Annotated in this window: 16 protein-coding genes; 13 read left to right on the forward strand and 3 right to left on the reverse strand. The window is 34.5% G+C overall.

The window, feature by feature from the left end; genetic code table 11:
* The first annotated feature begins 136 nt into the window (after positions 1–136).
* The 9 genes from ACFRAE_RS14790 (at position 137) to ACFRAE_RS14830 (ending at position 12,834) form a co-directional block, all read left to right on the forward strand.
* Positions 137–3,508 (forward strand): SusC/RagA family TonB-linked outer membrane protein, encoded by a 3,372-nt coding sequence (locus ACFRAE_RS14790; RefSeq protein WP_422797942.1) that lies wholly within the window; start codon positions 137–139, stop codon positions 3,506–3,508.
* Positions 3,509–3,528: 20 nt separating this feature from the next.
* The gene (locus ACFRAE_RS14795; protein WP_422797943.1) at positions 3,529–5,028 is read left to right on the forward strand and encodes a RagB/SusD family nutrient uptake outer membrane protein; all 1,500 of its coding nucleotides are present in this window, start codon (positions 3,529–3,531) and stop codon (positions 5,026–5,028) included.
* Between the two features lie 4 nt (positions 5,029–5,032).
* Positions 5,033–5,848, forward strand: a complete 816-nt coding sequence (locus ACFRAE_RS14800; RefSeq protein ID WP_422797944.1) for a DUF4843 domain-containing protein — start codon at positions 5,033–5,035, stop codon at positions 5,846–5,848.
* 13 nt (positions 5,849–5,861) lie between these two features.
* The gene (locus ACFRAE_RS14805) at positions 5,862–7,292 is read left to right on the forward strand and encodes a PKD-like family lipoprotein (RefSeq protein WP_422797945.1); all 1,431 of its coding nucleotides are present in this window, start codon (positions 5,862–5,864) and stop codon (positions 7,290–7,292) included.
* A gap of 18 nt (positions 7,293–7,310) precedes the next feature.
* Positions 7,311–8,453 carry a redoxin domain-containing protein gene (locus tag ACFRAE_RS14810; protein WP_422797946.1) on the forward strand — a complete coding sequence of 381 codons (1,143 nt, stop codon included), beginning with the start codon at positions 7,311–7,313 and terminating at the stop codon, positions 8,451–8,453.
* A 337-nt stretch (positions 8,454–8,790) separates the two neighbouring features.
* Positions 8,791–9,492 (forward strand): ABC transporter ATP-binding protein, encoded by a 702-nt coding sequence (locus tag ACFRAE_RS14815; RefSeq protein ID WP_422797947.1) that lies wholly within the window; start codon positions 8,791–8,793, stop codon positions 9,490–9,492.
* Entirely contained in the window at positions 9,473–10,303 is an 831-nt protein-coding gene (locus ACFRAE_RS14820) for an efflux RND transporter periplasmic adaptor subunit (RefSeq protein WP_422797948.1), read from the forward strand. The genes ACFRAE_RS14815 and ACFRAE_RS14820 overlap by 20 nt, the downstream gene beginning before the upstream one ends.
* Positions 10,304–10,430: 127 nt before the next feature.
* The gene (locus ACFRAE_RS14825; RefSeq protein ID WP_422797949.1) at positions 10,431–11,564 is read left to right on the forward strand and encodes an ABC transporter permease; all 1,134 of its coding nucleotides are present in this window, start codon (positions 10,431–10,433) and stop codon (positions 11,562–11,564) included.
* A 1-nt stretch (position 11,565) separates the two neighbouring features.
* Positions 11,566–12,834 (forward strand): TolC family protein, encoded by a 1,269-nt coding sequence (locus ACFRAE_RS14830; RefSeq protein WP_422797950.1) that lies wholly within the window; start codon positions 11,566–11,568, stop codon positions 12,832–12,834.
* A gap of 101 nt (positions 12,835–12,935) precedes the next feature.
* Here ACFRAE_RS14830 and ACFRAE_RS14835 read toward each other — a convergent pair whose 3' ends face one another.
* Positions 12,936–14,540, reverse strand: a complete 1,605-nt coding sequence (locus ACFRAE_RS14835) for a hypothetical protein (RefSeq protein WP_422797951.1) — start codon at positions 14,538–14,540, stop codon at positions 12,936–12,938.
* A gap of 36 nt (positions 14,541–14,576) precedes the next feature.
* Entirely contained in the window at positions 14,577–14,741 is a 165-nt protein-coding gene (locus ACFRAE_RS14840) for a hypothetical protein (RefSeq protein ID WP_422797952.1), read from the reverse strand.
* Positions 14,742–15,294: 553 nt separating this feature from the next.
* On the opposite strand from ACFRAE_RS14840, the gene ACFRAE_RS14845 reads away from it, so the two are divergent.
* The 4 genes from ACFRAE_RS14845 to ACFRAE_RS14860 all read left to right on the forward strand — a co-directional run bounded on the left by ACFRAE_RS14845 (position 15,295) and on the right by ACFRAE_RS14860 (position 20,735).
* Positions 15,295–17,409: a catalase gene (locus tag ACFRAE_RS14845; RefSeq protein ID WP_422797953.1), complete on the forward strand. Its 2,115-nt coding sequence runs from the start codon at positions 15,295–15,297 to the stop codon at positions 17,407–17,409.
* Positions 17,410–17,960: 551 nt separating this feature from the next.
* The gene (locus ACFRAE_RS14850) at positions 17,961–18,353 is read left to right on the forward strand and encodes a nuclear transport factor 2 family protein (protein ID WP_422797954.1); all 393 of its coding nucleotides are present in this window, start codon (positions 17,961–17,963) and stop codon (positions 18,351–18,353) included.
* Positions 18,354–18,720: 367 nt separating this feature from the next.
* Complete coding sequence (locus tag ACFRAE_RS14855) at positions 18,721–19,776, forward strand: NAD(P)-dependent alcohol dehydrogenase (protein WP_422797955.1); 1,056 nt, start codon at positions 18,721–18,723, stop codon at positions 19,774–19,776.
* Positions 19,777–20,006: 230 nt separating this feature from the next.
* Entirely contained in the window at positions 20,007–20,735 is a 729-nt protein-coding gene (locus ACFRAE_RS14860) for a DNA alkylation repair protein (RefSeq protein WP_422797956.1), read from the forward strand.
* Positions 20,736–20,808: 73 nt separating this feature from the next.
* Here ACFRAE_RS14860 and ACFRAE_RS14865 read toward each other — a convergent pair whose 3' ends face one another.
* Positions 20,809–22,629: a hypothetical protein gene (locus ACFRAE_RS14865; RefSeq protein ID WP_422797957.1), complete on the reverse strand. Its 1,821-nt coding sequence runs from the start codon at positions 22,627–22,629 to the stop codon at positions 20,809–20,811.
* Position 22,630: the final 1 nt, after the last annotated feature.

Raw genomic sequence — 22,630 nt, forward strand, 5'->3', positions numbered from 1 at the left:
GAGGACTTAACTAGCCATTTATTAACCTAATAATGTAGAAAGGTGCTCGTAACACCTCCCTACATAAAATGATTCAGCATACTGGATTACTAAGTGATGATAGAATAATAACCATTACCAAACCATAACAAAATTAATGAATATAATTTACTTATTAAGAGTGATTAAACTTAGTGCATTTTTGTATTTTTTTGCATTTCTTCAATTAAGTTATGCATCGTATTCCCAATCGATTACCTATACCTCAAAACAAGAATCATTAGAGAAAGTTCTGCAGGTAGTTAAAAATCAAACGCAATATGAAGTTTTAGGAACCAAAAATTTATTAAATGGGAGCTTGCCCATTACGGTAAAGGCAAACAAGATGCCTTTAGAAACATTTTTAAAGACAATTTTCGATAAACAGCCCCTTAGCTATAAGATGGTCGATCGGACCATTGTGTTAGTTAGAAATAAAAGTCAGGCGAATCAAGCAGTTCCTCTTGAGCTTGAAGAGGCGCAACAACAAGAAATTGTAATCAGCATTTTTGGTAAAGGTAAAATCGCATTAAGTGGTGCAACTATTTCAAGTAATCAAATAGATATTGGAATAGCTGATCAACAGGGGAAGATCAGTTTGAAGGAGATGCCAGTGAATAAAACCATAGAAATAAAGATGTTGGGCTATAAAACCTTGCTGTATATACTTAAAGAAGGTGTTTTTCAATACCAAATTGAAATGACAGAGGAATCTAAGGAAGTGGATGAGGTCATAGTAACAGGATATCAAACCATAAATAAAAATTCCTTTACTGGAACTGCGCTTACAAAAACTGGGGAAGAATTACGACAAGTAAACCCTCAAAACTTATTGCAAGCTGTTCAGGTGTTCGATCCTTCTTTTCGATTAATGGATAATAATTTAAGTGGTTCAGACCCGAATAAATTGCCGAATATTACCGTTCGTGGAGCCTCTGCCCTACCGTCTGGAAATAATGAAGTATTAAGGAGGGACAATATCAATAGCATTACCAATATGCCTGCATTTATATTAGATGGCTATGAAGTAGGTGTTAATAAGATATTGGATTTGGATATGACGCGGATTGAAACAGTAACCTTGTTAAAAGATGCTGCAGCAACCGCTATTTATGGGTCTCGTGCGGCTAATGGCGTAATGGTGATTACCACTAAAGCTCCGAAAGAAGGTCAATTGCGATTAACCTATAATCATGAAACCAATATCAATGCGCCAGATTTGTCTGATTATGACTTATTAAATGCATCTGAAAAATTGGAATATGAACGATTGGCTGGCTTATACGATACAGAAAAACAAATGACATCTCAAGATCAATTAGATGAACTATATTATCAAAAATATGCGAATGTAATTGGTGGCGTAGACACCTATTGGTTATCTCAACCCTTAAGAACAGCCGTAGGACAAAAACATGCTTTTTATCTTGAAGGCGGAGCTTCCACGTTCCGTTACGGTGTAGACTTAAGGTACCAAACACGTCCAGGCGTGATGAAAGGATCTGCCAGAAATCAATATTCTGGAGGTGTGAATTTAAATTATAATTTGAAAAACAAACTACGTTTTCAAAATGAGTTATCTGTTACGATGGTAAATGGTACAGAATCTCCCTATGGGGGATTTGATTCCTATGCAAGAATGAATCCCTATTACCGAATGACGGATGACAATGGAAATATTATTCAAGAGGCAGATATTTGGACCAGAGTCGCAAGTTCGGGAGCAAGTTCCTTTACATCGGTCTTAAATCCTGTATACAATGCTACACTGAGTAATTTTAATCAAGAGAAATATACCGAGATAATGAATAATTTCTCTGGAGATTTTGATCTCGGGTATGGATTACGCTTGCGTGGTCAATTAAGTTTATTAAAAACCTTTGGTTTTAATGATGCCTTTTTATCCCCAAAATCTAATGAATTCTTTTACTACCCGACCACACGAACTGATGAAAAAGGTAGTTATACAAGTGACCATAATAACAATTTAAATTTAGATGGTAATATCCGTTTAAATTGGGTGAAATCAATTGATAAACATCAATTTAATGTCGTTACCGGTGCAAATATTCGAAGTGAAGCATATGATTACAAGTCCTTTACAGCCTATGGTTTCGCCAATGATCGCTTTTCGAGTATAGGTTTTGCTAAAGGATATGGGGAACATGCCAAACCCTATAGCTATAAAAGTGAAACAAGGCTGATTGGCGCATTTTTAAGTGCAAATTATTCTTATGATAGTAAGTATTTATTTGATATTACTGGCCGGGCAGATGGATCCTCTAAATTTGGATCAAATAATCGTGTTGCGCCTTTCTGGTCTACAGGTATTGGATGGAATATGCATGAGGAAAATTGGTTTAAAAATGATGTAGTTTCCATATTACGTTTACGTGGCACGATTGGTATGGTTGGATCCGTTCAATTTTCTCCTTATATGTCCAGAACTACTTATTCTTACGATCAAGATAACTGGTATTCATCGGGTATTGGAACCGTAGTTAATAATTATGGAAATGATAATTTAAGTTGGCAAAAATCAAGAACGATTGATGCAGGTTTTGATATCGGTTTATGGAATGATCGTGTTTATGTAACTTCTAGGTATTATCATAAATTAACCAAAGATATCTTAGCTGACATTAACTTGGCTCCTTCTACAGGATTTGTTAATTATAAAGCCAATTTAGGCGATATGGAAAACAAAGGAATTGAAATGAATATAAATATCATTCCAGTTAAAACGAAAGATTGGACATTCAGTTTAATGACCAACCTTGCCAGAAATGAAAATAAAATTGTAAAGATATCCAATGCCTTAAAAAACTATAATGATCGGGTTAATGATGCGCAAAATGAGGAAAACCTAATGGGCGTACCATTACTTCGGTATAAGGAAGGGCAATCTATTGATGCCATTTATGCAGTTCCCTCCTTAGGTATAGATCCTGAAAATGGTAAAGAAATTTATGTCAATATGGATGGAGAACAGACTTATGATTGGCATGCCAATGATATCACTGTTGTAGCCGTTGCTACCCCAAAATTAGAAGGATCCATTGGGGCCACTATCCGGTACAAGCAGTTTACGGCAGTCGCTTATTTTCAACTACGTTTAGGAGGTCAAATTTATAATCAAACACTGGTAGATCGTGTTGAAAATGCTGACCCTCGGTATAATGTAGACCGTCGAGTATTAGAAGAAAAGTGGAAACAACCTGGAGACCGTACCTTTTATAAAAGTATACAAGACTTAGGTCAAACCCGTGTGTCTTCGCGCTTCATCATGGAAGATAATTTATTTGCAATGAATTCGCTGTTTATATCCTATGAAGCGAAGCAAGAATTTGCTAAAAAATTGGCTTTGTCAAATCTACGTTTGGGTTTAACAACCAATGATTTATTACGATGGTCTTCCATACAACAAGAACGTGGGATTTATTATCCATACGCACGTACGGTGAACTTTACGCTTCAAGCAGCATTCTAACCAACATTAAACTGAAAGACATGAGAAAATTATTAAATATATACCTTCTATTTTCCGTATTACTTTTCAACTCTTGTTCAAAATGGTTGGATGTTCAACCAGAAACAGAAATTGATAAATCAGATTTATTTTCAACCGAGGATGGTTTTAAAGAAGCCTTGATAGGAATTTACACCCGTTGTGCCAAAGCTGATTTATATGGTAAAGAATTAACGATGGGAACACCGGAGGTTTTAGCCCAAAACTATAGCATAGCAAATTATGATCCTATGCGTTATCAGGCAACCAAAGAGTTTAAATATAATGATCCCTATTTTATAAGTCGCAAAGATGGCCTATGGAAAGGGTTATACCATGGCATTGTCAACAGTAATCTGATCATAGCACATATCGATGAACAAAAAAATCTTTTTGTAGGAGATAATTTTAATATCATAAAGGGTGAGGCTTTTGCCTTAAGAGCTTATTTACATTTTGATGTTTTGCGCTTATTTGCACCATCTTTTGCACAAGGATCATTTGCAGAAGCGATTCCCTATGTCACCAAGTATTCTAATTTGTCCAGCAAATTTGGAACAGTCACAGCTGTTTTGGATTCGATTATTAAAGACTTTGAATATGCAAAGACGCTTTTAATCAACGATCCGATTATCAAAAAAGATTATGTAGTCGGGTATCCGCAACAAACGGATACGTTACAAAACACCGAGAATATCCATACGAGTTTGTTCTTGCAAAATCGCAGACATCGACTTAACTATTATGCAGTCTGTGCTTCGTTAGCGAGGGTTTATTTATACCGAGGAGATTGGGCCAATGCATTATTAAATGCCAAAATAGTCATCGATTCTAAGAAATTTCCTTGGACAAACAGTACTGACTTTTTAGCCGTGGAAGAGAAAAATAAAGATCGAATTCTTTATAAGGAATTAGTTTTTGGATGGTATATCCCCAATTTGAACAATAGTATAAATACCAATTGGTTTAATACAGGTACAAGTGGTATGTATCTTGATCAAACCGATAGTAAGATTATTTATAATGTTGCCGGAGATGGAGCTACGGATATGCGCTACATGCAATGGTTTATAACAGCAAGTAATGGCAGTTCCTATATATCTGAAGTGGGTAAATATAGAAGAAATAGTTTAACAGATGAAGAAGCTGCAAACCTGCATTACCTGATGGCACCAGGCGTTAAGTTAAGCGAATTATACTATATCGCCGCTGAATGTACCTATGCCAGCAATCCAGCCTTAGCACTTTCCTACCTGAATGAAGTACGTTTGCGTAGAGGTATTGGACAGCCCTTAAGTTCTGGTAGTAAGGATGAGTTTTTGAATGAATTATTGAAAGAGTACCGTAAAGATTTATTTGCTGAAGGGCAATTGTTCTTTGCCTACAAAAGATTGAATAAATCCATTCAAGGATTGCAAGGTATGGTCATTCAACCGAATAGCAATATTTTCATATTACCCATTCCAGACGATGAAATCATTTATGGTAAACTTGATATTTAACATTATGAAAAAAATTAACATCCAGCATATACTAAGTGTATATATTCTTCTTTTCTTGTTGATGTCTTGTCAAAAAGCCGATCAATTATTATTTGATAGTCCTGCGAGTATATATTTCAATTTGGAGGAATCCCAAAAAGATAGTATTGTCTATACCTTTGCTTATGACCTAACAAAATCGGTAGATACGGTATTGATACCTGTAAGTATTGCAGGTATCCGAGAGTCAAAAGATCGTTTATTTAAAGTAGAAATTGATAAGGCTAAGTCTAGCGCGGTAAGTGGTAAACATTTTAAAGCTTTGGAAGCAAATTATCTGATCCAAGCAGATTCAGGAAATACTTTTTTGCCAATTATCGTATACAATGTAGAAGAGTTAAGTGACAAAAGTGTTTCTTTAGTTTTAAAATTAACTAGTAGCCCAGACTTTGGTGTCGAAAATCCAGCTATCATTAGCGCAAAAGTAGTAGTCTCTGCCCGATTGGAACAACCCATCTGGTGGTCTATGTGGGCTGGTTCCTATTCGAGAGCAAAGCATCAATTGTTCTTAATTACCACTGGCCAAACTAACCTTTCCATGAACGGTTTAGATGCTCCAAAAAACCTATATTTTGTTGATTTATTAAATATCATGTTAAGAAATCCATTTCTATGGGTTAATGCAAATGCGGACAAAGGATATGAACTAAGGACTAATGATCAAGGGTCCACCTATCAATTTTATCATCAAGATAATCCGAATAGGACTTTGTTATTAAGGAAGAATATAGAATCGGGACAATATTTCTTTATTGATGAATTAGGATTGGAGGTCAGATAAAATGAAAAAATACGTGAAAAATAATTTTATAAAAGCATTCCTTAGTCTTATCGTTTTTACGTTGATTAATGCATGTTATAAAGATAAAGGTAATTATGATTATGATTTGCCTTTAGAACCTAAGGTTGTTAATTTGGATACATTATATACCGCATTGGTTGGGGACAGCTTAATTATACAACCTAAGTTTGAACATATAGATCCAAAAAACATTTCATGTTCGTGGAAAATTTATGTTCCTGAAACAATTTCTCCAGACCGATTCATTTATTCGGGAAATTCCTTGAGGACACTTTTTGGTCTTCAGGCTAAAAAATATATGGCCAGAATGACTTTAACCAATACGGCTAATGGGATGAAGTATTTTTATGATTTTAAAATACAAGGGGTCACTGAATTTTCTAAAGGTTCCTTAGTCTTAAGTGTAGAGCATAATAAAACTGAATTATCCTTTATTAAAGCCGATGGATCAGTACAAGCGAGAATATACGATGCTATAAATTTAAAATCATTACCCGATCAGCCAATGAACATTCATTTTCTAGCTAATAAATTTACTGGAAATACCCCCCTTGGTTATTGGGTCATTTGTAAAAACGATGCAATTCGACTGGATGTTAATAATTTAAAGCAGGATGAGTTGAAACCGAATAGTTTAATCAATAATTTCTTTATTGCACCAACCAGCATTACTGTGGGAGGTTTAATGAAGCATCCACAGGGCGTATTAATGGGCAATATTAATGGTAAATTCTATGGTGGAACAACCAATACTTGGGATCAAGCAGGTACTTATGGGATGTTTGGCTCATTTGCGGATGGTGATTATGAATTAGGGCCAAAAATGATCTTAGCTGATATTAATAATTCCGTAACCTTTTTAGCTTATGAAAAAAATAAAAGACAATTTTTAAGGTTTAATGTATATGGTACTCCGATGTATTTTGGAACCCAATATGCCGTAACATCTACAGCACTTTTTGATCCCACAAATCTTCAAATGGATTTATTGGATATGGTTCAAGTTAATAGCGCGGATACGTATGCTTATTGTAAAGAAGCCGATGGAACTATTTATGAATTGAAATTTACCTATAATTTCAATGGACCATTTATGTTTACTCCGTTGCATAAACGGAAGTTTCTTAATCAAGACCTGATCAAAAAGCAACCTAAAATGCTTGCAACACGTACTGGAAATATATATCTGGCTGCAGAAAATAAAGTATATCGATACAATCCTATCAATGAGACTTTAATAGAACTTGAAACGGCATTTACTAAACCGATCAGCATGATCAAATTAGCAGATGATGAAAACAGCTTAATTGTCGGTACCGAATCTAGTATCTATTACTGTAATATTGAAACAGGACATAATGGAGGATTAATTAAAAAAATTGAAGGCATACCTGGGAATCCAGTTGATATGACTTGGAGATAATATTAAAATTTAAAAAAGATGAATAAACTATATAAATCACTGTTATTAGGCCTGTTAGTGCCGGCATTTACCGTAGCACAAAACCAAGGTTTCAAAATTGAAGGCAAAGCTCCAAAGAGTATGGAGGGCAAGAAAATTTATATGGATTATGCAAAAGATGGGTTCCCATATGCAGATTCCGTAGTAATAACTAAAGGAAAATTCCATTTTAAGGGGCATGTAAATGAGCCTAATTATGTGCGTATGGCCTTAGACCATGATAATAAAGGAAAACTACAGGTTCAATATAATGGAGATCGGATATATTTCTATATCGCGAATGAAAATTATGAGTTTAAAATAAAAGACTCTTTAAATAATGTGCAAATAAAGGGCGAAGAATTTCATAAAAACTATCAGGCATATTTGAATTATATTGGTGGTGATTTTATGCAAATCATTGATGAGGCCAATGCTACATTTGCCGCTGTACCTACCGATGCCGTAGATAAAGAAAATCAGTATAAAACTATTAAAACTAGTTTTGACAAGAAGTTTGATACTCGAAATGAAAAACAACTGCAATATGCGCTAGAAAATCCTTCTTCATTTTTTTCTGTAGAAGGATTAGTTGAAGTATCCAATAAAAGAGGAATTTTAGCTATAGAACCTGCTTATTTGAATTTGAGTAAAAATAATCGAGAAACCATCAATGGTAAAGAATTGGAATCTCGTTTACTTGCCGCTAAAAATATCAAAATAGGAAACGAAGCGCCTAATTTTTCACAACCTGATCAACATGGAAAACTTATACAATTGGCTGATTTTAAGGGTAAATATCTATTATTAGATTTTTGGGCAAGTTGGTGTGGTCCTTGTCGTGCCGAAAACCCTAACCTGAAGAAGGCTTATGAACAATTTAAAAGTAAAGGATTGGAAGTACTGGCTGTATCCATAGATGATAAAAATGGACGAGAAGCATGGTTGAAAGCGATTAAAGATGATGATTTACCTTGGATCCATGTAGCAGATTTGAAAGGGTGGAGAAATGAGGCAGCTGTATTATATGGCGTTCGAGGAGTTCCTACTAATTATTTGATAGATCCTAATGGAAAAATAGTCGCTGAAAATTTGCGTGATGAAAAATTGCATGAGGTCTTAGCTCAATTTTTAACAAACTAATCTATATTAACCTATATAAACAAAACATAGAATTTATTCCTATTCTTTCCTAATCTCTTAATTCTATTGTTTATCCCATGTCGAGAGTATCCTATCACTCTGGGCATGGGTTTTTTATTATTATAATGAGCCTTTCCTGTGTTGGCTATGGAATAGCTTTTGTTTGATTCTATTTTCCATTTATTTCTAAACCCTAAACTAATATTGTTTTCACTAGCTAATCGGTTTATTATTGCCATTCAACAATTGGTAATAAATGAATGGAAAGTGGAAATTTTCCATTTAGACTAACAATTTTTAATCCTTGTTTGTTAATATAAATATAGATATTTACGTTATGCCTACATCTATAGTTCGTTTAGAATCTGTACAGAAAACATATCAAACCGGAGATAATGTGATTACAGCATTGGCTTCTACTGATTTAACGCTTGAGTCAAATCAATTGACCTTAATCATGGGACCTTCAGGTTCAGGGAAGACCACCCTGTTATCTATTGTGGGCTGTGTCATATACCCTACTCTTGGAGAGGTTTTTTATAATAAAAAGAATGTAACCAAACTCAGTGAAGATGAGTTGTCGGAAATCCGATTGCGTGAGATAGGATTTGTCTTTCAACAATTCAATTTGATTGAACCTTTAACGGCATTGGAAAATGTCATGCAGCCTTTATTACTTCAAGGCGAAACAGCAGCACGAGCTAAAGAGCGTGCCCTAACAGCTTTGGAAGCAGTAGGTCTGCAAGATCGTGTAGGAAATTTGCCTAAAAAATTGAGTGGCGGCCAAAAACAACGGGTGGCAATTGCGAGAGCATTGGTAACGAATCCAACTATGATATTATGTGATGAACCTACGGCATCATTGGATGCCAAAAGTGCAGGAGTCATTATGGAAGAGCTTAAAAATCTAGCCCTGCAAGGAAAGGCTGTCATTATTGTAACCCATGATTTAAGATTACGAAAGTATGCGGACAAAATTATTTATGTTGAAGAAGGTATTGTTTCTAATAATATATCCAATGAAGAAGATTATAAATAAAACTGCTTTGATTATATTACTGAGTTTTAGCAGCTTCATAAGCTGTAAAAACGAGTCTAAGCGTAAGGATACAGCGCAACAAACCGCTCAAAGAACAGCAGTTGAACCAGAAACCCTTCTAGCCATAGGAAAGGTATTGCCAGCAGCGGGTTGGCAACAAATAACTACCGAAGGGTCTGGAATAATTGAAAAAATATTTGTGAAAGAGGGAGATACCTTAAATCAAGGAACTCGCGTATTACAAATCCGTTCTACCATGAATGAATTGGATTTGGAACAAGCTCAAATTAAATTGCAAGAAATGGAGGATCTTCAATTACAAAATAAACAAGATTTGATCCGAGAAGAAGTCGTACTAGATCAGCTTAGTAAAAAATATGCAACCTCCAAGTTACTTTATGATCAACAAGCGGAGACGAAGGAAGTAACCGAATTAGATTACAGTAATTGGAAGCAACAGGAAGCAAAAGTAAATAGCATGAAAAAACTCCTTTCAAGTCAAGGGAAATCACAAGAAGAACAAAAAATTAATATAGCGAAATCTAAAGAACAAATTAATAATTTATTGGTCAGTGTAACTGATTCTGGCATATTGACGGAGTTATTCGTTGAACCAGGTCAGTTTATAAATAGTGCTGATCCAATAGGTACCTATGGAAATTTAAACAAACTGATCATAGAGGCAGAATTGGATGAATTATTTTCAGATCGTGTACAAGCTGGACAAATAGTATCTTTTAGGAAATTAGGTCAGCAGGAAGAAATTGGCCAAGGAAAAATAACTTATGTGAGCCCTACATTGTCGGATTAATCAATAATTTATGAAACGGCTAATGAAGCCCAAGACCGTAGAGTACGTAAACTCCAGATATCTATAGCGGATGTTTCCCTCCTACTGATAAACAGCAAAGTTGAATGTTTGATTAAATTGAAATAACATGCTCAGAATAGCCTGGAAATTTATAAAGTTTGATAAAGCCAAGAGCATAGGAATTATTACAGCCATTGTGATCAGTATATTTCTAATAGGTCAGCAATTGGGCTTACTTTTTTTCTTAATGGGTTTAATGGGTAATCTCGTTGGCAATGCAGACCTGCAGGAACGAGATCTTTGGGTGATTGAATCGCAAAGTAAAAACATAAATGCCATAAATCGAATAGATAGTCGCTTGGTGCAAGAAATTGCAAGCATACCTCATGTGGAAAAGACGATTCCAGTTTTACTAGCAACAGCACAAGCTACTTTTCATAACGGGAAAACTGCTGCGGTCACCTTAGTGGGTACAGATGCTCCAGGATTTATTATGGGTCCTTCAGCAGAACGTATTTCAAGTGGTCGTTTAATAGATTTAGGTCAACCCTTACAAGTATCTGCTGAATTTTTTAATAGCAAAACCTGGGAAACTGAATTAACGATAGGAAAAGCGATTGAAATCAATGGAAAACAAGCAAAAATTGGTTTGATCACTAAGGGAGCGCAGGCTTTTGGTGCGAGTTTAATGTATACCAGTATGGAAAATGCGCGATATTTTAGTGGCGTTTCTCCTACTGAAATCAATTTAATCCTAGTTCGATTGACAGAAGGGCAAGATAAAGTAGCTATGCAGGAAAAATTGCAACAGCTATTTCCAAATCTTAAGGCTTGGGATCCTGTAAAATTAAAAAATTCAACGGTCAAGGAAATCTTAATAACTTCAAACATGGGAATGAGTTTTGGAACTTTAGTCATATTTGCCATGATATCAGGTTTCTTTATTATTGGCCTAACGCTATATTCCTCTGCGCTAGATCGGATTAAAGATTATGGAACCTTAAAAGCGATTGGTGCCAAGAAAAGCTATGTGAATCGATTAATTATAGCACAAGCATTTTTATATGCTTTTATAGGATACATCATCGCTATGGCATTGATTTATGGCTTTAAAATGGGGGTTGCAAATAGTGGATTAATAATAGAAATATCCTTCCCTTTTGCTTTCTTTTTATTATTCATTACGATGTTAATTTCAATAGGAGGATCCCTTTTTGCCGTACGAAAAATCACTAAACTTGAACCAGCATCTGTATTTTAATATGAAAAAGAGATTTGTAATCATTCTTGGATTTTTTCCTGTTTTGGTATTAGGGCAATCGCTTAGTGTACAAGAATTAATATTGAAAAAGAAGGAAAGTTTTTTATTGAAGCAATATGGTCAAAAGCTGGTCAATCAACAGTATGAGCGTAAGCTATTAAATTTAGATAGACTACCAGTTGTTTATGCAGATGCGAATATGCAACGGAATATCATTATCCCTACAACCCCAGTTCCGGCTATTGCCTTTGATCCAAATGCTCAAGATGGAGCGATCCTTCCATTAAAATTTGCAACTAAATGGAATGCCAGGGCCGGTATACAATTGGAATGGGAACTATTTAATCCTTCGACAAAAAGTAAGCAAAATGAACTAGTATTAAATACGGAGAAGGCTGAATTGGAATTAGCTAGTGAAGAGGTCAAATGGCAAAAAGAAGCCATCTTAGCGTATGCTTCAGTTGTGTTGGCAACAGAACAATATCATATTGCAATTTCGGATTCTAGTAATTATGCGAAAATTTTAAATACAATTCAAACGAGACATCAAGAAGGTCGTGTAGGTAACCCAGAATACATTACTGCACAACAAGAATTAGAACGAAAAATAATTATGCGACATGAGGCTTGGGCAGTCTTGCAGGAAGCTAATGTTGAATTGAATAAATATGCAAATTTAGATCCTATTCAATTTCTTAGTTCGGATATGACTGAAATAGAAAAGTATATTGAACAGCAGGTCTTGAATTCGTATGATGTTCAATTATTAGAAACGGATAAGAAGATTGTATTGAATCAAAATTTGGATATTCGTCGCCAATTGTTACCAACTTTGAGTATGAATGGGTTTTATGGTCAACAATTTTTTAGTAATGATTTAAATTTAGTCGCTAAAGATGCTTGGTATGGAAGTAGTTTCATTAATTTATCAATTAAAGTCCCCATCTCCGCTTATTTTAGTCAAGGAGTAGCTTTTAAAAAGGTGGCATTACAAGAACAATTGGTCGATTATCAGCTTCAAGAGTTGGCGATGAATGAGCGAAATGATTTGAGCATCAAACAAATTAAACTTTTGAACCTCAAAAAACGATTGTTAGGTCTATTGAAAATTGAAGAACTTGCAATCACTTTAGAAAAAGAACAATATATTAAATTAACTGCTGGGCGCATATTAGTTTCGGACTTTCAACGTTCCAATTCTGATCTATTGAAAGCTAGGCAAGATGTTTGGGAAGTCAAATATGATTTAATAAAGGAAATGATGCAATGAGATATTTTTAGCATTACATAAATTTTGACCAAAAAAAAGGTGACTATGGAGATAGTCACCTTCAGGGATAATTAAATAAATAATCAATATATTATGCTTTCTTAATTTGGGCAAGCAATTTTCCTTTTACCTGAACCAAAGCCCTTCACAATTGTTCTTCCGTCAATTACTTGAGTTATTTTAACATCATTTGCTCCAGTTCTGTTCCAAGTGAATTTATTAAATGAAGTGTTATTATATAATACCAAAGGATATAATTTTCCACCAGACTTTTTACTTCCCCACATTTCAACTTCACCAGTTCTACTAATAACAACTTTGACTACAGGTCTTTCAAGAGTTCCAACCATATTATATACCGCAGGAATTGTTTCATTCGTTTCTACATCTTTTCCTTCGTAATAACTTCCGTCTTCGAATCTTATATTTTGAGAAGTCATAGCATTACTTTGGAATTGAACTTCTCTAGTTGCTAATTTTACATTTCCCAATTCCATATTGAATGTGTTATCCAATTCGGTAATATCAAAAACAAATCCGTAATCTGCACTAGGCGCTTGAATCATTTGACTTATGGTAGAACCGTTTTCATAGAAAACATTATTAACGTAAATACCGACTTTATTTTGAGAATTTGTTACTTCAGGATAATGCCAATCTAAACCACTAGCTCCAGTTACATCTTGAGTACAGGTTCTGAAATTAAGATGTAATTTATATTTAACTCCTGGTCTAATCTTAATATCAGAGATTACTAAGTTAGTTTTAGTATCACCATCTATAGTTATTTTGCCAAACGTTAATGTACCAGTATTCGTTAAAGGATTGATTATTAATTTTTGTGAACTTGTAATTGAACGTACTCCTGAACCTACAGATGGAAATGTTAAGTAGCTGTTCGTTGAATTATCGCTACTATAAGTTATTTCTTGATTATCAGTACCCAAATTCATGGAAGCACTTTTAACCCCTGGTTCAGCTTTTACATTATTAAGTACTGTTAGTCTTCCAGTCGTATTAGGATCAATAGAAAGTTTCGTAATCAGCGCACTAAAGCGATGCTTTAACACGATGTCTAAGAAATTAGTGCCCTCGTTTAACTTAATTTTCTTTCTAAAAACCATCAAATCATCTTCACAATCAACTACTTTCACCGTGTTTAAGTGATTTTTACCTGCAATTGTAGGAAGGCTTCTACTTTTACCAATAGATACTGCAATAAATGTGTATTCCACACCTCCGTCTAAAACAAATTCTGTATTATTATCATTCTCTCTATAGTTCAAGATCCTTTCATCTTCGTACTCCCCATCTTCATTATAGACAAGTAAATGGTATCTGACATTTCTGGGTAATAAATTTTGCTCTATTACCGCTTTTTGATTATTAGAACCATTACGATTTGAAGCGAATACTTTTCTAGGAGCTTCTGGATCAGGCTCATTGCTTTCTAATGTTACTTCGATGTTTCGGCCATGGCTAAAAGCAATTAATCCTAATTTTTTAGATTGACTTTTATAACCAAACTCATCGTTTGAACTATTAGGATCCATATCTGTGTTGTCCTCTTCAAAAAAGACATCTTTAACACTTATGGATGCTCCTCCAACACTGCGTTGGCTATCTAGGGATTTTTCACATCCACTAAATAAAATACCTATTAGGGTTAATAGTGAAAAGAAATAAGTTAGCTTATTTAATTTCATAGTTAGTTTGTTCATTTTTTTAGATTATTTTTAGTTCTAAAAGTCAATATTTCTGGTTTCTTCTTCCACGTCCCATTCTTCATAAATGTTACCATCCGAGTTCCGTGGACGTACCTTTGCTGAACCTACAGCAATTCCTTGTTCTAATTGTATTTTATAAACTTCCAATTTTGGAGATCTATATACATTTTTCTTTTTCATACGAAATTTAATAATAGCGTGTGTTCTATTCAATTTCCTTGCTGATATAAGCATGTCATCTTAGAAATCGAAACAAATGTGCTAATTATTATCGAAAGAATTAATTTAGTCAGCCTATTATACCTTTCATTAATTTTATTTGTAAAGGATTTTCTACTTGTTAATTTAAATTATAAATAAAGTGACGATTTATGCCCAATTATAACTGGTTTTTTAGGTTTTAAATATTGAAAATTTAATAATACATGTTGTGAACATGTATATTTTGCATTAATTGATGTAGTTGAATTCAATTATTGAGTTATAATAATTTTAAATTCATATTTTATTTTGTAATTCATAAGCAAAAGACAAATAATAAATTAATCCCCCATTGCGCAATGGTTCAAGTTTTGGTATTAATTCAACTCCACCTATCATCTATACGAAACTTATTTAAACAGCTGTATACCTAGATAATTTTTTAAGTATTTCAAACTTAAATACTGATAAATTGTTTTGCTATTGATTAAGTTAGCTTAATCTGTTATTCCTGATCTAAATAATTAATTGTATGCCAAAAAAAGAGAATATAAATCAAGAACGTTTTACTAAAAACTTAATTGATAATACTAATAAATTATTAACAAGTAATGATGGTGTTCCCATTCATGATAATAACAATACGCTTAAAGCAGGATCAAGAGGTCCATCCTTAATGCAAGATCATTTGTTTTTAGATAAATTGATGCATTTTGATCGTGAACGTATACCTGAACGTGTTGTACATGCTAGAGGATCTGCAGCACATGGCTACTTTGAAGCGACTGCAGATGTATCTGCCTACACAAAAGCAGATTTTTTAAAGAAAGGGAAAACTACCCCCCTATTTCTTAGATTCTCTACCGTTGCTGGTTTTAAAGGTTCTACAGATTTGGCTCGTGATGTACGTGGTTTTTCCATAAAATTTTATACCCAAGAAGGCAATTATGACTTTGTAGGAAATAATATTCCCGTATTTTTTATCCAAGATGCCATGAATTTTCCTGATTTGGTTCATGCGGTAAAACCAGAACCTAATAATGAAATGCCTCAAGCGGCTTCTGCCCACGATACCTTTTGGGATTTTATATCCTTAATGCCTGAAGCGGCACATATGTCTATGTGGGTTATGTCGGATCGTGCTATTCCACGGAGCCTACGTATGCTTGAAGGATTTGGTGTGCATACATTTAAGTTTGTCAATGAACAAGGCAAGGGAACATTTGTAAAGTTTCATTGGAAACCAAAACTTGGAGCACATGCGGTTGCTTGGAACGAAGCACAAAAGATTTCAGGTTTTGACGCTGATTTTCATCGAAGAGATTTATGGGAAGCGATTGAAAATGGTGATTTCCCGCAGTGGGACTTAGCTGTACAATTAATTCCAGAAGAAGATGAATTGAAATATTCATTTGATATATTGGATCCTACAAAAATAATTCCCGAGGAATTAGTGCCTCTGCAGATTATAGGTACAATGACGTTAAATAAAAATCCGGAGAACTTTTTTGCTGAAACAGAACAGGCCGCATTTGATCCTGGAAGGTTGGTCCCTGGCATTGATTTTTCGGATGATCCCTTATTACAAGGTCGAGTTTTTTCATATTTGGATACCCAAAATTATCGTTTGGGAGGGCCAAATTTTCATGAACTACCCATAAACCGCCCAATAAATGGGAAACATAATAATCAAAAAGATGGTTTTGCAAAGTCGGATATTCCAACAGGAAATGTGAGCTATTTTCCAAATAGTATTGCTTCTGGATGCCCTTATCATGCCATGTTGAATGGTGAAAAAGGATTTGAATCGCATGAACAACCTATAAAGGAGAAAAAAGTGCGTAGAAGATCTGATTCCTTTGCGGATCATTTTACTCAAGCTAGATTGTTTTTCAAGTCTCAAACAGCAGCAGAGCAAAATCATATTATTAATGCATTTAGCTTTGAATTATCAAAAATCAAGTCCGAACAAATTCGTTTGAGAGAGTTGGCGATTTTAAATCAAATAGATGTAAAATTAGCGGAGCAAGTAGGAAAAAATTTGGGACTAGTTCCACCAAAAGAATTGGATGAATTGACCTTAACCTTTGCACGTCAAAACCATCCTAATTATCCGATTAAACCTAAAAAACCTGAGGTCGAAAAATCAGAAGCATTAAGCATGGTTGTCAAAGCCGGTGAAGGAACCATAGCTACTAGAAAAGTAGCATTTTTAATTGATGAAGGGGTTAGTTTGGCATCCATGAAAAAATTGGAAGATGCCTTAAAAGCTGAAGGCGCAACTGCTGTTTATATAGCAAGCCATGTCGGTACAGTAAACAGTAAAGAAGGGCAAACCATAGCTGTACAGCACAGTTATTTAACCGATGTATCGGTATGTTTTGATGCTTTTTATACTCCGGATGGCGATTCAGTTCAAGAATTGGAAAATAATCCAGATTACTTACAATTTGTCAATGAGGGATTTCGTCATTGTAAAGCTTTAGCATTTGCAAAAGGGGCAGAAAAATTGATGAATAAATCATTTATTACGAAAGATGAGGCTGTGATTGTCGAAGGTCAAGACCGATGGGTTGAAGAATTTATAAAAGCAATGAAACAACATCGTTTATGGACTAGAGAACAGGCTAGAAAGGTGCCTTCTTAAAAAGAACTACATTTTATAATATAGTATAATTCATTGTTTTCAGACCAGCATATTTTATGCTGGTTTTTTCTTAACTATAAGGTTATTGGCCAAATCCTGAATTGCTCAGCTTAGGGAATAGTCTACCCATATTTCTTTTTTCCATGCTGTTATTTTAAAATACTACCGTAATTATTGGGCAATTACCTTAATTTCTTCATTATTTAAAAGTTTATCCTTATTGATTTACAACTTTTACTCATCAGGTACTGCCTTCATATTTCCTTCTTGGTAAATTCAAGTTTATAACAGAATTAATTGTTAATGGAATATCTAAAATCTCAAAAATATAATAACAATATCGGATTAATTCTGTTTTATCCATAAATCCTACTTTAATCATGAATGGTTCTCGGTGCTAAAAAGGCTTTAAAGTACCGTAATATAACGAATGGGATCAATGGGAATGCTGTTCATTCTCGGTATATAGGTAGTCTTGAACTACGAATTTGTTTGGTCTATACTATATTCTATACTATCTAAAGTCGGATATAATTTAATTTTTTAAGCTTATGAAAGATCAACTAGAACTATTAGAAAAAAGTTATTGGGATGCAATGGAAACACATAACTTAGAAAGAATCATGAAATTAACCTATTTCCCTTGTATTATCGCTGGAAAAAATGGGGTTAAACAAATTAATGAAGACACGTTTATAGATATGTTTCAAGCCGCTGAAAGTATGCCTATGCAGGTGTTGTCAATCAGCCAAGTGAGCAGTGAGGTTATTGGATCTACAGGCGTGATTGCCTATTTGATCGAAGCAGTGCATCATATGGATGGTAAAAAAATACTAACAAAGGCTGCCTGCAGTTCCACTTGGGTACTAATCGCAGATGAATGGAAATGTTTATTACATACAGATGCGGACCTTCAATCCGATAAAGTGCAAGAAATTTCATAGAAATTTTCACTTATTACTTAGTTAAGGATATATTATTTTATTCTTTTTTTAGCCATTATTGTCTTCATTAGCAAGAATGGGTTAACGAAAAATTGATTGTAATTTCTAGTTGTTTCGTTTTAACTATAGTACTAAGTTCTACAGGATTACAAATTCCTCATCAATAGTAATCCTTCCTTATCTGTATGGAATATAATTCGGTTTATCTTTTCCTAATTTTAGTACCAGGTTAAATTTACTTACAAAAAGTATTAGTATGGTAAAAGTACGTCGGTGAATTAATGATTTTAGCTAGTGTTCATTTGAATATAATTGGCTAAATTGAATGCTCATTAGATGATATTACTAAAAGAAAATTATAAAAGATATGTCGAATCAACAAGTCAGAGCTTTTGCTACTGAGGCAGCACAAGAAGAATTAAAAGCGTCAACCATCATCAGACGTGCAGTTACTGAAAAGGATATTGAAATTGACATCTTGTTTTGTGGGGTTTGTCATTCCGATCTACATACAGCAAGAAATGAGTGGCATGGAACAATTTATCCAAATGTTCCGGGACATGAAATTGTAGGTCGAATAACAAAGGTTGGATCTTCGGTAACGAAGTTTAAAATAGGCGATTTGGCAGCCGTAGGCTGTATGGTGGATAGCTGTAGAACCTGTGAGCAATGCCAACAAAATCAAGAACAATATTGTGAAGCTGGAAATATTCAAACGTATAATGGTCATGATAAACATCTAAATCAGCAAACTTTTGGAGGTTACTCTGAAAAAATAGTGGTTGACGAACATTTTGTTTTACGCGTACCTGAAAATTTGGATTTAGCCGCTACGGCCCCATTATTATGTGCAGGAGTAACCACTTGGTCGCCACTAAAACATTGGAAGGTAGGCCCAGGGGTGAATGTTGGTATTGTAGGAATAGGTGGTTTAGGACATATGGGCGTAAAATTAGCAAAAGCCATGGGTGCACATGTGGTCGTGATTACCACTTCATCTACCAAAGTAGCGGATGCAAAACGACTTGGTGCTGATGAAATCATTTTGTCTACAGACAATGAACAAATGGAAGCAAATGCTAGCAGTTTACATTTTATATTGGATTGTGTTTCTGCCCAACACGATGTGAATGCGTATTTAAAATTGCTTAAAGTGGATGGTACATTAGCTTTGGTTGGAGCACCAGAACATCCCCTACCGATTGCTGCCTTTAGTTTGATTCCTGCTCGTAAGAATTTTGCTGGTTCTACGATTGGAAGTATCCAAGAAACACAAGAAATGTTGGACTTCTGTGCAGAACATCAAATTACAGCGGATATTGAATTGATTAATATTCAAGATATCAATTTAGCCTATGAACGATTGTTAGCTGGTGATGTCAAGTACCGATTTGTGATTGATATGGCCTCTTTAAAACAATAAAAATTGATTAAAAAAGGTGATTTTTAGAGAAATTACCTTTTTTAATTGTTGCTATTCTTATTTTGAATTTTCAAGTACTTTTTAGAGAAGGAAACGGTAATTTATTTCTGGCTAGTATTAATTTGAAGCTTGTATTACTTGTTTTGCAAGCATAGCGTATGCTTGGCTATCATTCATATTAGGTATGGAAAATGGCATATCCAAGTTGGTAATAATTTAACAATATAGAAATGTATGTTCACAAGATGAATTCCTTTATTGAAGAAATTAGAATAACATTACAAGGTCTTGCTAATCAAAAAACCTTAGAAACTTCCAGTAGGTTTTTTAAAGAAGGAGAAGCGGCTAAAGTGTATGGGGTGCGCATGCCATTCGTAAATCAATTGGCAAAAGATACATTGAAGATGCTTCATGGGATGGAGAAAGAGGCTATTTTTGATCTATGTGAAGAGTTATGGAAAAGTTCCTACCTTGAGGAAGCAATTATAGCGTGTACTTGGTCAGCATCATTACATAAATTATACGAAGAAAAAGATCTAAAAAGATTCGAATATTGGATCGAAACCTATGTGACGAATTGGGCAGATTGTGATACTTTTTGTAATCATACCATAGGACAGTATATGATGAAATTCCCCAATCAATTGGAGGTGTTAAAACGCTGGGCTTTATCTGAAAAACGATTTGTGCGTAGAGCATCTGCGGTTTCATTAATAGTACCTGCAAAAAAGGGATATTTCTTAAATGCTATATTTGAAATAGCAGATATCTTGTTATTAGATGTTGATGATTTCGTACAAAAAGGATATGGATGGATGTTAAAAGCTGCAAGTCAATCAAATCCTGAAGCAGTTTTTGATTATGTCATGCTGAAAAAAAGTATTATGCCTAGAACGGCATTGCGATATGCTATTGAAAAGCTTCCTGCTGAATGGAAAGTAGAAGCTATGAAAAGATAAGGTATATAACTGATTATGGTTATAATCTAATTTATAACCATAATTAGTCATATGCTAGTTTCTTAATAATCACTTATACTTGACCTTTTTTACTTGGCAGTATTTGATCGAATGCTAAACCACTTTGCCCCTCACCTCTTCCTACTTTTTTCTTGCTGGCTAACCATACGTAAACTTGACCATCTAACCATCGAGTTCTTTGGTATTGTTGAACAATTCTAGTACCTGCTCTGCTTATTTCTTCTTCATGTAAATAATAGCTTTTTGGATTCGGTAGTAAATCTAATCCTTCACGTAATAAGCTACTCATAGGCTTAACTTTTACAGGTCCTATCGGATCACCTTCTAGTATTCTAGGCATTGATGCACGTTGCAATTGAATTTGGCGTTTATGATTATTTACATGGACAGGTATAAATGGAATCCAATTTTCAGGAACTGAATTCATCGATTGATAATAAACTTCGGCAGCAAAAGGAATGGCGAGGTTGCTAGGGTTTATAAAAGATTCATGGTATTTTCTCTTTTGCAATGCATATTCACCGGCTTGAATAGGAAGACCTTTGGCAGAAGGGATAATTTTTTCTATGCCCCAAACCATATTCGATTGTTCGTCGCGAATCATCCAAATATCTTCCAATTGTTCACTTTCTTGTACTTTGATAGCTGAAGGACAAAGAAATAATTTCGTATTATTAGAGGAAGAAGTATTTTTAAAAACACTCCAATTTTTGGTTTCAGGTTGTTGTTCCTGCTCTGTCGCTTCAATCCAATAGGCATCTCCAAAATTGTTATAAACCGTTAGTCCATCCAGCATTGCAATTGATCCTATAGGCAATTTTAAGGGCACTAGAAACCAGTCATTGGCAAAGGATAATCCAAATTGGATAAGCATCAATTTGGAAAGCTCTGTGGTATTTGGAGCGATGTTTCCAAAACTGGTTTTCGCATCTTCAAACTTCCACCATCTTTTTTCTGGCATCCCTTCAAATTCTACATGCGTTGGAATAAAGGTGTCGTAAATGACATCTTTAGCTATATCACTTCTAGACCTATTCGTGGAATGGTTAAATGCAAACCAGTCCAAGTTACCCTGATAATATTCTTGCGCATGAAATAAATCGGCATTTATCGATGTATCAGCTTTAAGACTCGCTTTATATTCTAATCGATCAGGTAGCCAAGCTTGATCCACCTGTTGTTTAGGTTGTACATAAGTTGTTTGGAAGTACTTTAAAAATGGTTCTACCAATTGGTCTAATGCCGATTGATCCATAGGATTATTTAAAGAGACTAGACTACTAGCATTTCCGCTTTTTTCAATCTCCAATAATAATTCATACCCATCTATACATCGGCCTGAGATTGCCATCCAATGTTTTAATTCCTCTTGATGAGCATGGATTTCATCGTTATCTCGATCTCTTGAAGGAACAGAAAAATTAAATTTCTCTAGAAAAAGAGCAAAATAAGCATGGATTCCTTCTTTTTTTAACAAGTTTTGCCAATATTTTCCTAACTGAAGACGTAAATCTAAAGAAATCTTATTTTTACCACGATACATTGGAATTTCCTTTTGTTCGATTAAAGTTTCTAAGGGAATTTCATAGGTAATAGGTCGTTCAGCAGCATTAGCAAGTGTGAAATTCGTTAGTTTAGACGTTTTCATTTTTATTTTGGAGAACACTACAGATCCAGCATCTTCCCCTTTGAACTCCCCCATTTGCCATTGCTTACACAGCATCCATAAAGCATCACGTACTTCTGCTTTCAAAGCCTTATCAAACTGATGGGTCCTTGGTCTTCCTTCCAATCGATTCCACATGGTTATGGTTGGAAAAAGCCGTTGATCTATAGCTTGTCTTATATCAATGGGATTATAATGTTTTAACATA

Source organism: Sphingobacterium sp. HJSM2_6 (assembly GCF_049316305.1).
Classification (GTDB): Bacteria; Bacteroidota; Bacteroidia; order Sphingobacteriales; family Sphingobacteriaceae; genus Sphingobacterium.

Excerpts from the sequence above, each read along its gene's own strand:
- ACFRAE_RS14840 (WP_422797952.1), bottom strand. The coding sequence starts at position 14,741 with ATGAAAAAGAAAAATGTATATAGATCTCCAAAATTGGAAGTTTATAAA.
- ACFRAE_RS14795 (WP_422797943.1), top strand. The coding sequence starts at position 3,529 with ATGAGAAAATTATTAAATATATACCTTCTATTTTCCGTATTACTTTTC.
- ACFRAE_RS14815 (WP_422797947.1), top strand. The coding sequence starts at position 8,791 with ATGCCTACATCTATAGTTCGTTTAGAATCTGTACAGAAAACATATCAA.
- ACFRAE_RS14820 (WP_422797948.1), top strand. The coding sequence starts at position 9,473 with ATGAAGAAGATTATAAATAAAACTGCTTTGATTATATTACTGAGTTTT.
- ACFRAE_RS14790 (WP_422797942.1), top strand. The coding sequence starts at position 137 with ATGAATATAATTTACTTATTAAGAGTGATTAAACTTAGTGCATTTTTG.
- ACFRAE_RS14825 (WP_422797949.1), top strand. The coding sequence starts at position 10,431 with ATGCTCAGAATAGCCTGGAAATTTATAAAGTTTGATAAAGCCAAGAGC.
- ACFRAE_RS14860 (WP_422797956.1), top strand. The coding sequence starts at position 20,007 with ATGTATGTTCACAAGATGAATTCCTTTATTGAAGAAATTAGAATAACA.
- ACFRAE_RS14830 (WP_422797950.1), top strand. The coding sequence starts at position 11,566 with ATGAAAAAGAGATTTGTAATCATTCTTGGATTTTTTCCTGTTTTGGTA.
- ACFRAE_RS14855 (WP_422797955.1), top strand. The coding sequence starts at position 18,721 with ATGTCGAATCAACAAGTCAGAGCTTTTGCTACTGAGGCAGCACAAGAA.
- ACFRAE_RS14845 (WP_422797953.1), top strand. The coding sequence starts at position 15,295 with ATGCCAAAAAAAGAGAATATAAATCAAGAACGTTTTACTAAAAACTTA.
- ACFRAE_RS14850 (WP_422797954.1), top strand. The coding sequence starts at position 17,961 with ATGAAAGATCAACTAGAACTATTAGAAAAAAGTTATTGGGATGCAATG.
- ACFRAE_RS14810 (WP_422797946.1), top strand. The coding sequence starts at position 7,311 with ATGAATAAACTATATAAATCACTGTTATTAGGCCTGTTAGTGCCGGCA.
- ACFRAE_RS14835 (WP_422797951.1), bottom strand. The coding sequence starts at position 14,540 with ATGAAATTAAATAAGCTAACTTATTTCTTTTCACTATTAACCCTAATA.
- ACFRAE_RS14800 (WP_422797944.1), top strand. The coding sequence starts at position 5,033 with ATGAAAAAAATTAACATCCAGCATATACTAAGTGTATATATTCTTCTT.
- ACFRAE_RS14865 (WP_422797957.1), bottom strand. The coding sequence starts at position 22,629 with ATGTTAAAACATTATAATCCCATTGATATAAGACAAGCTATAGATCAA.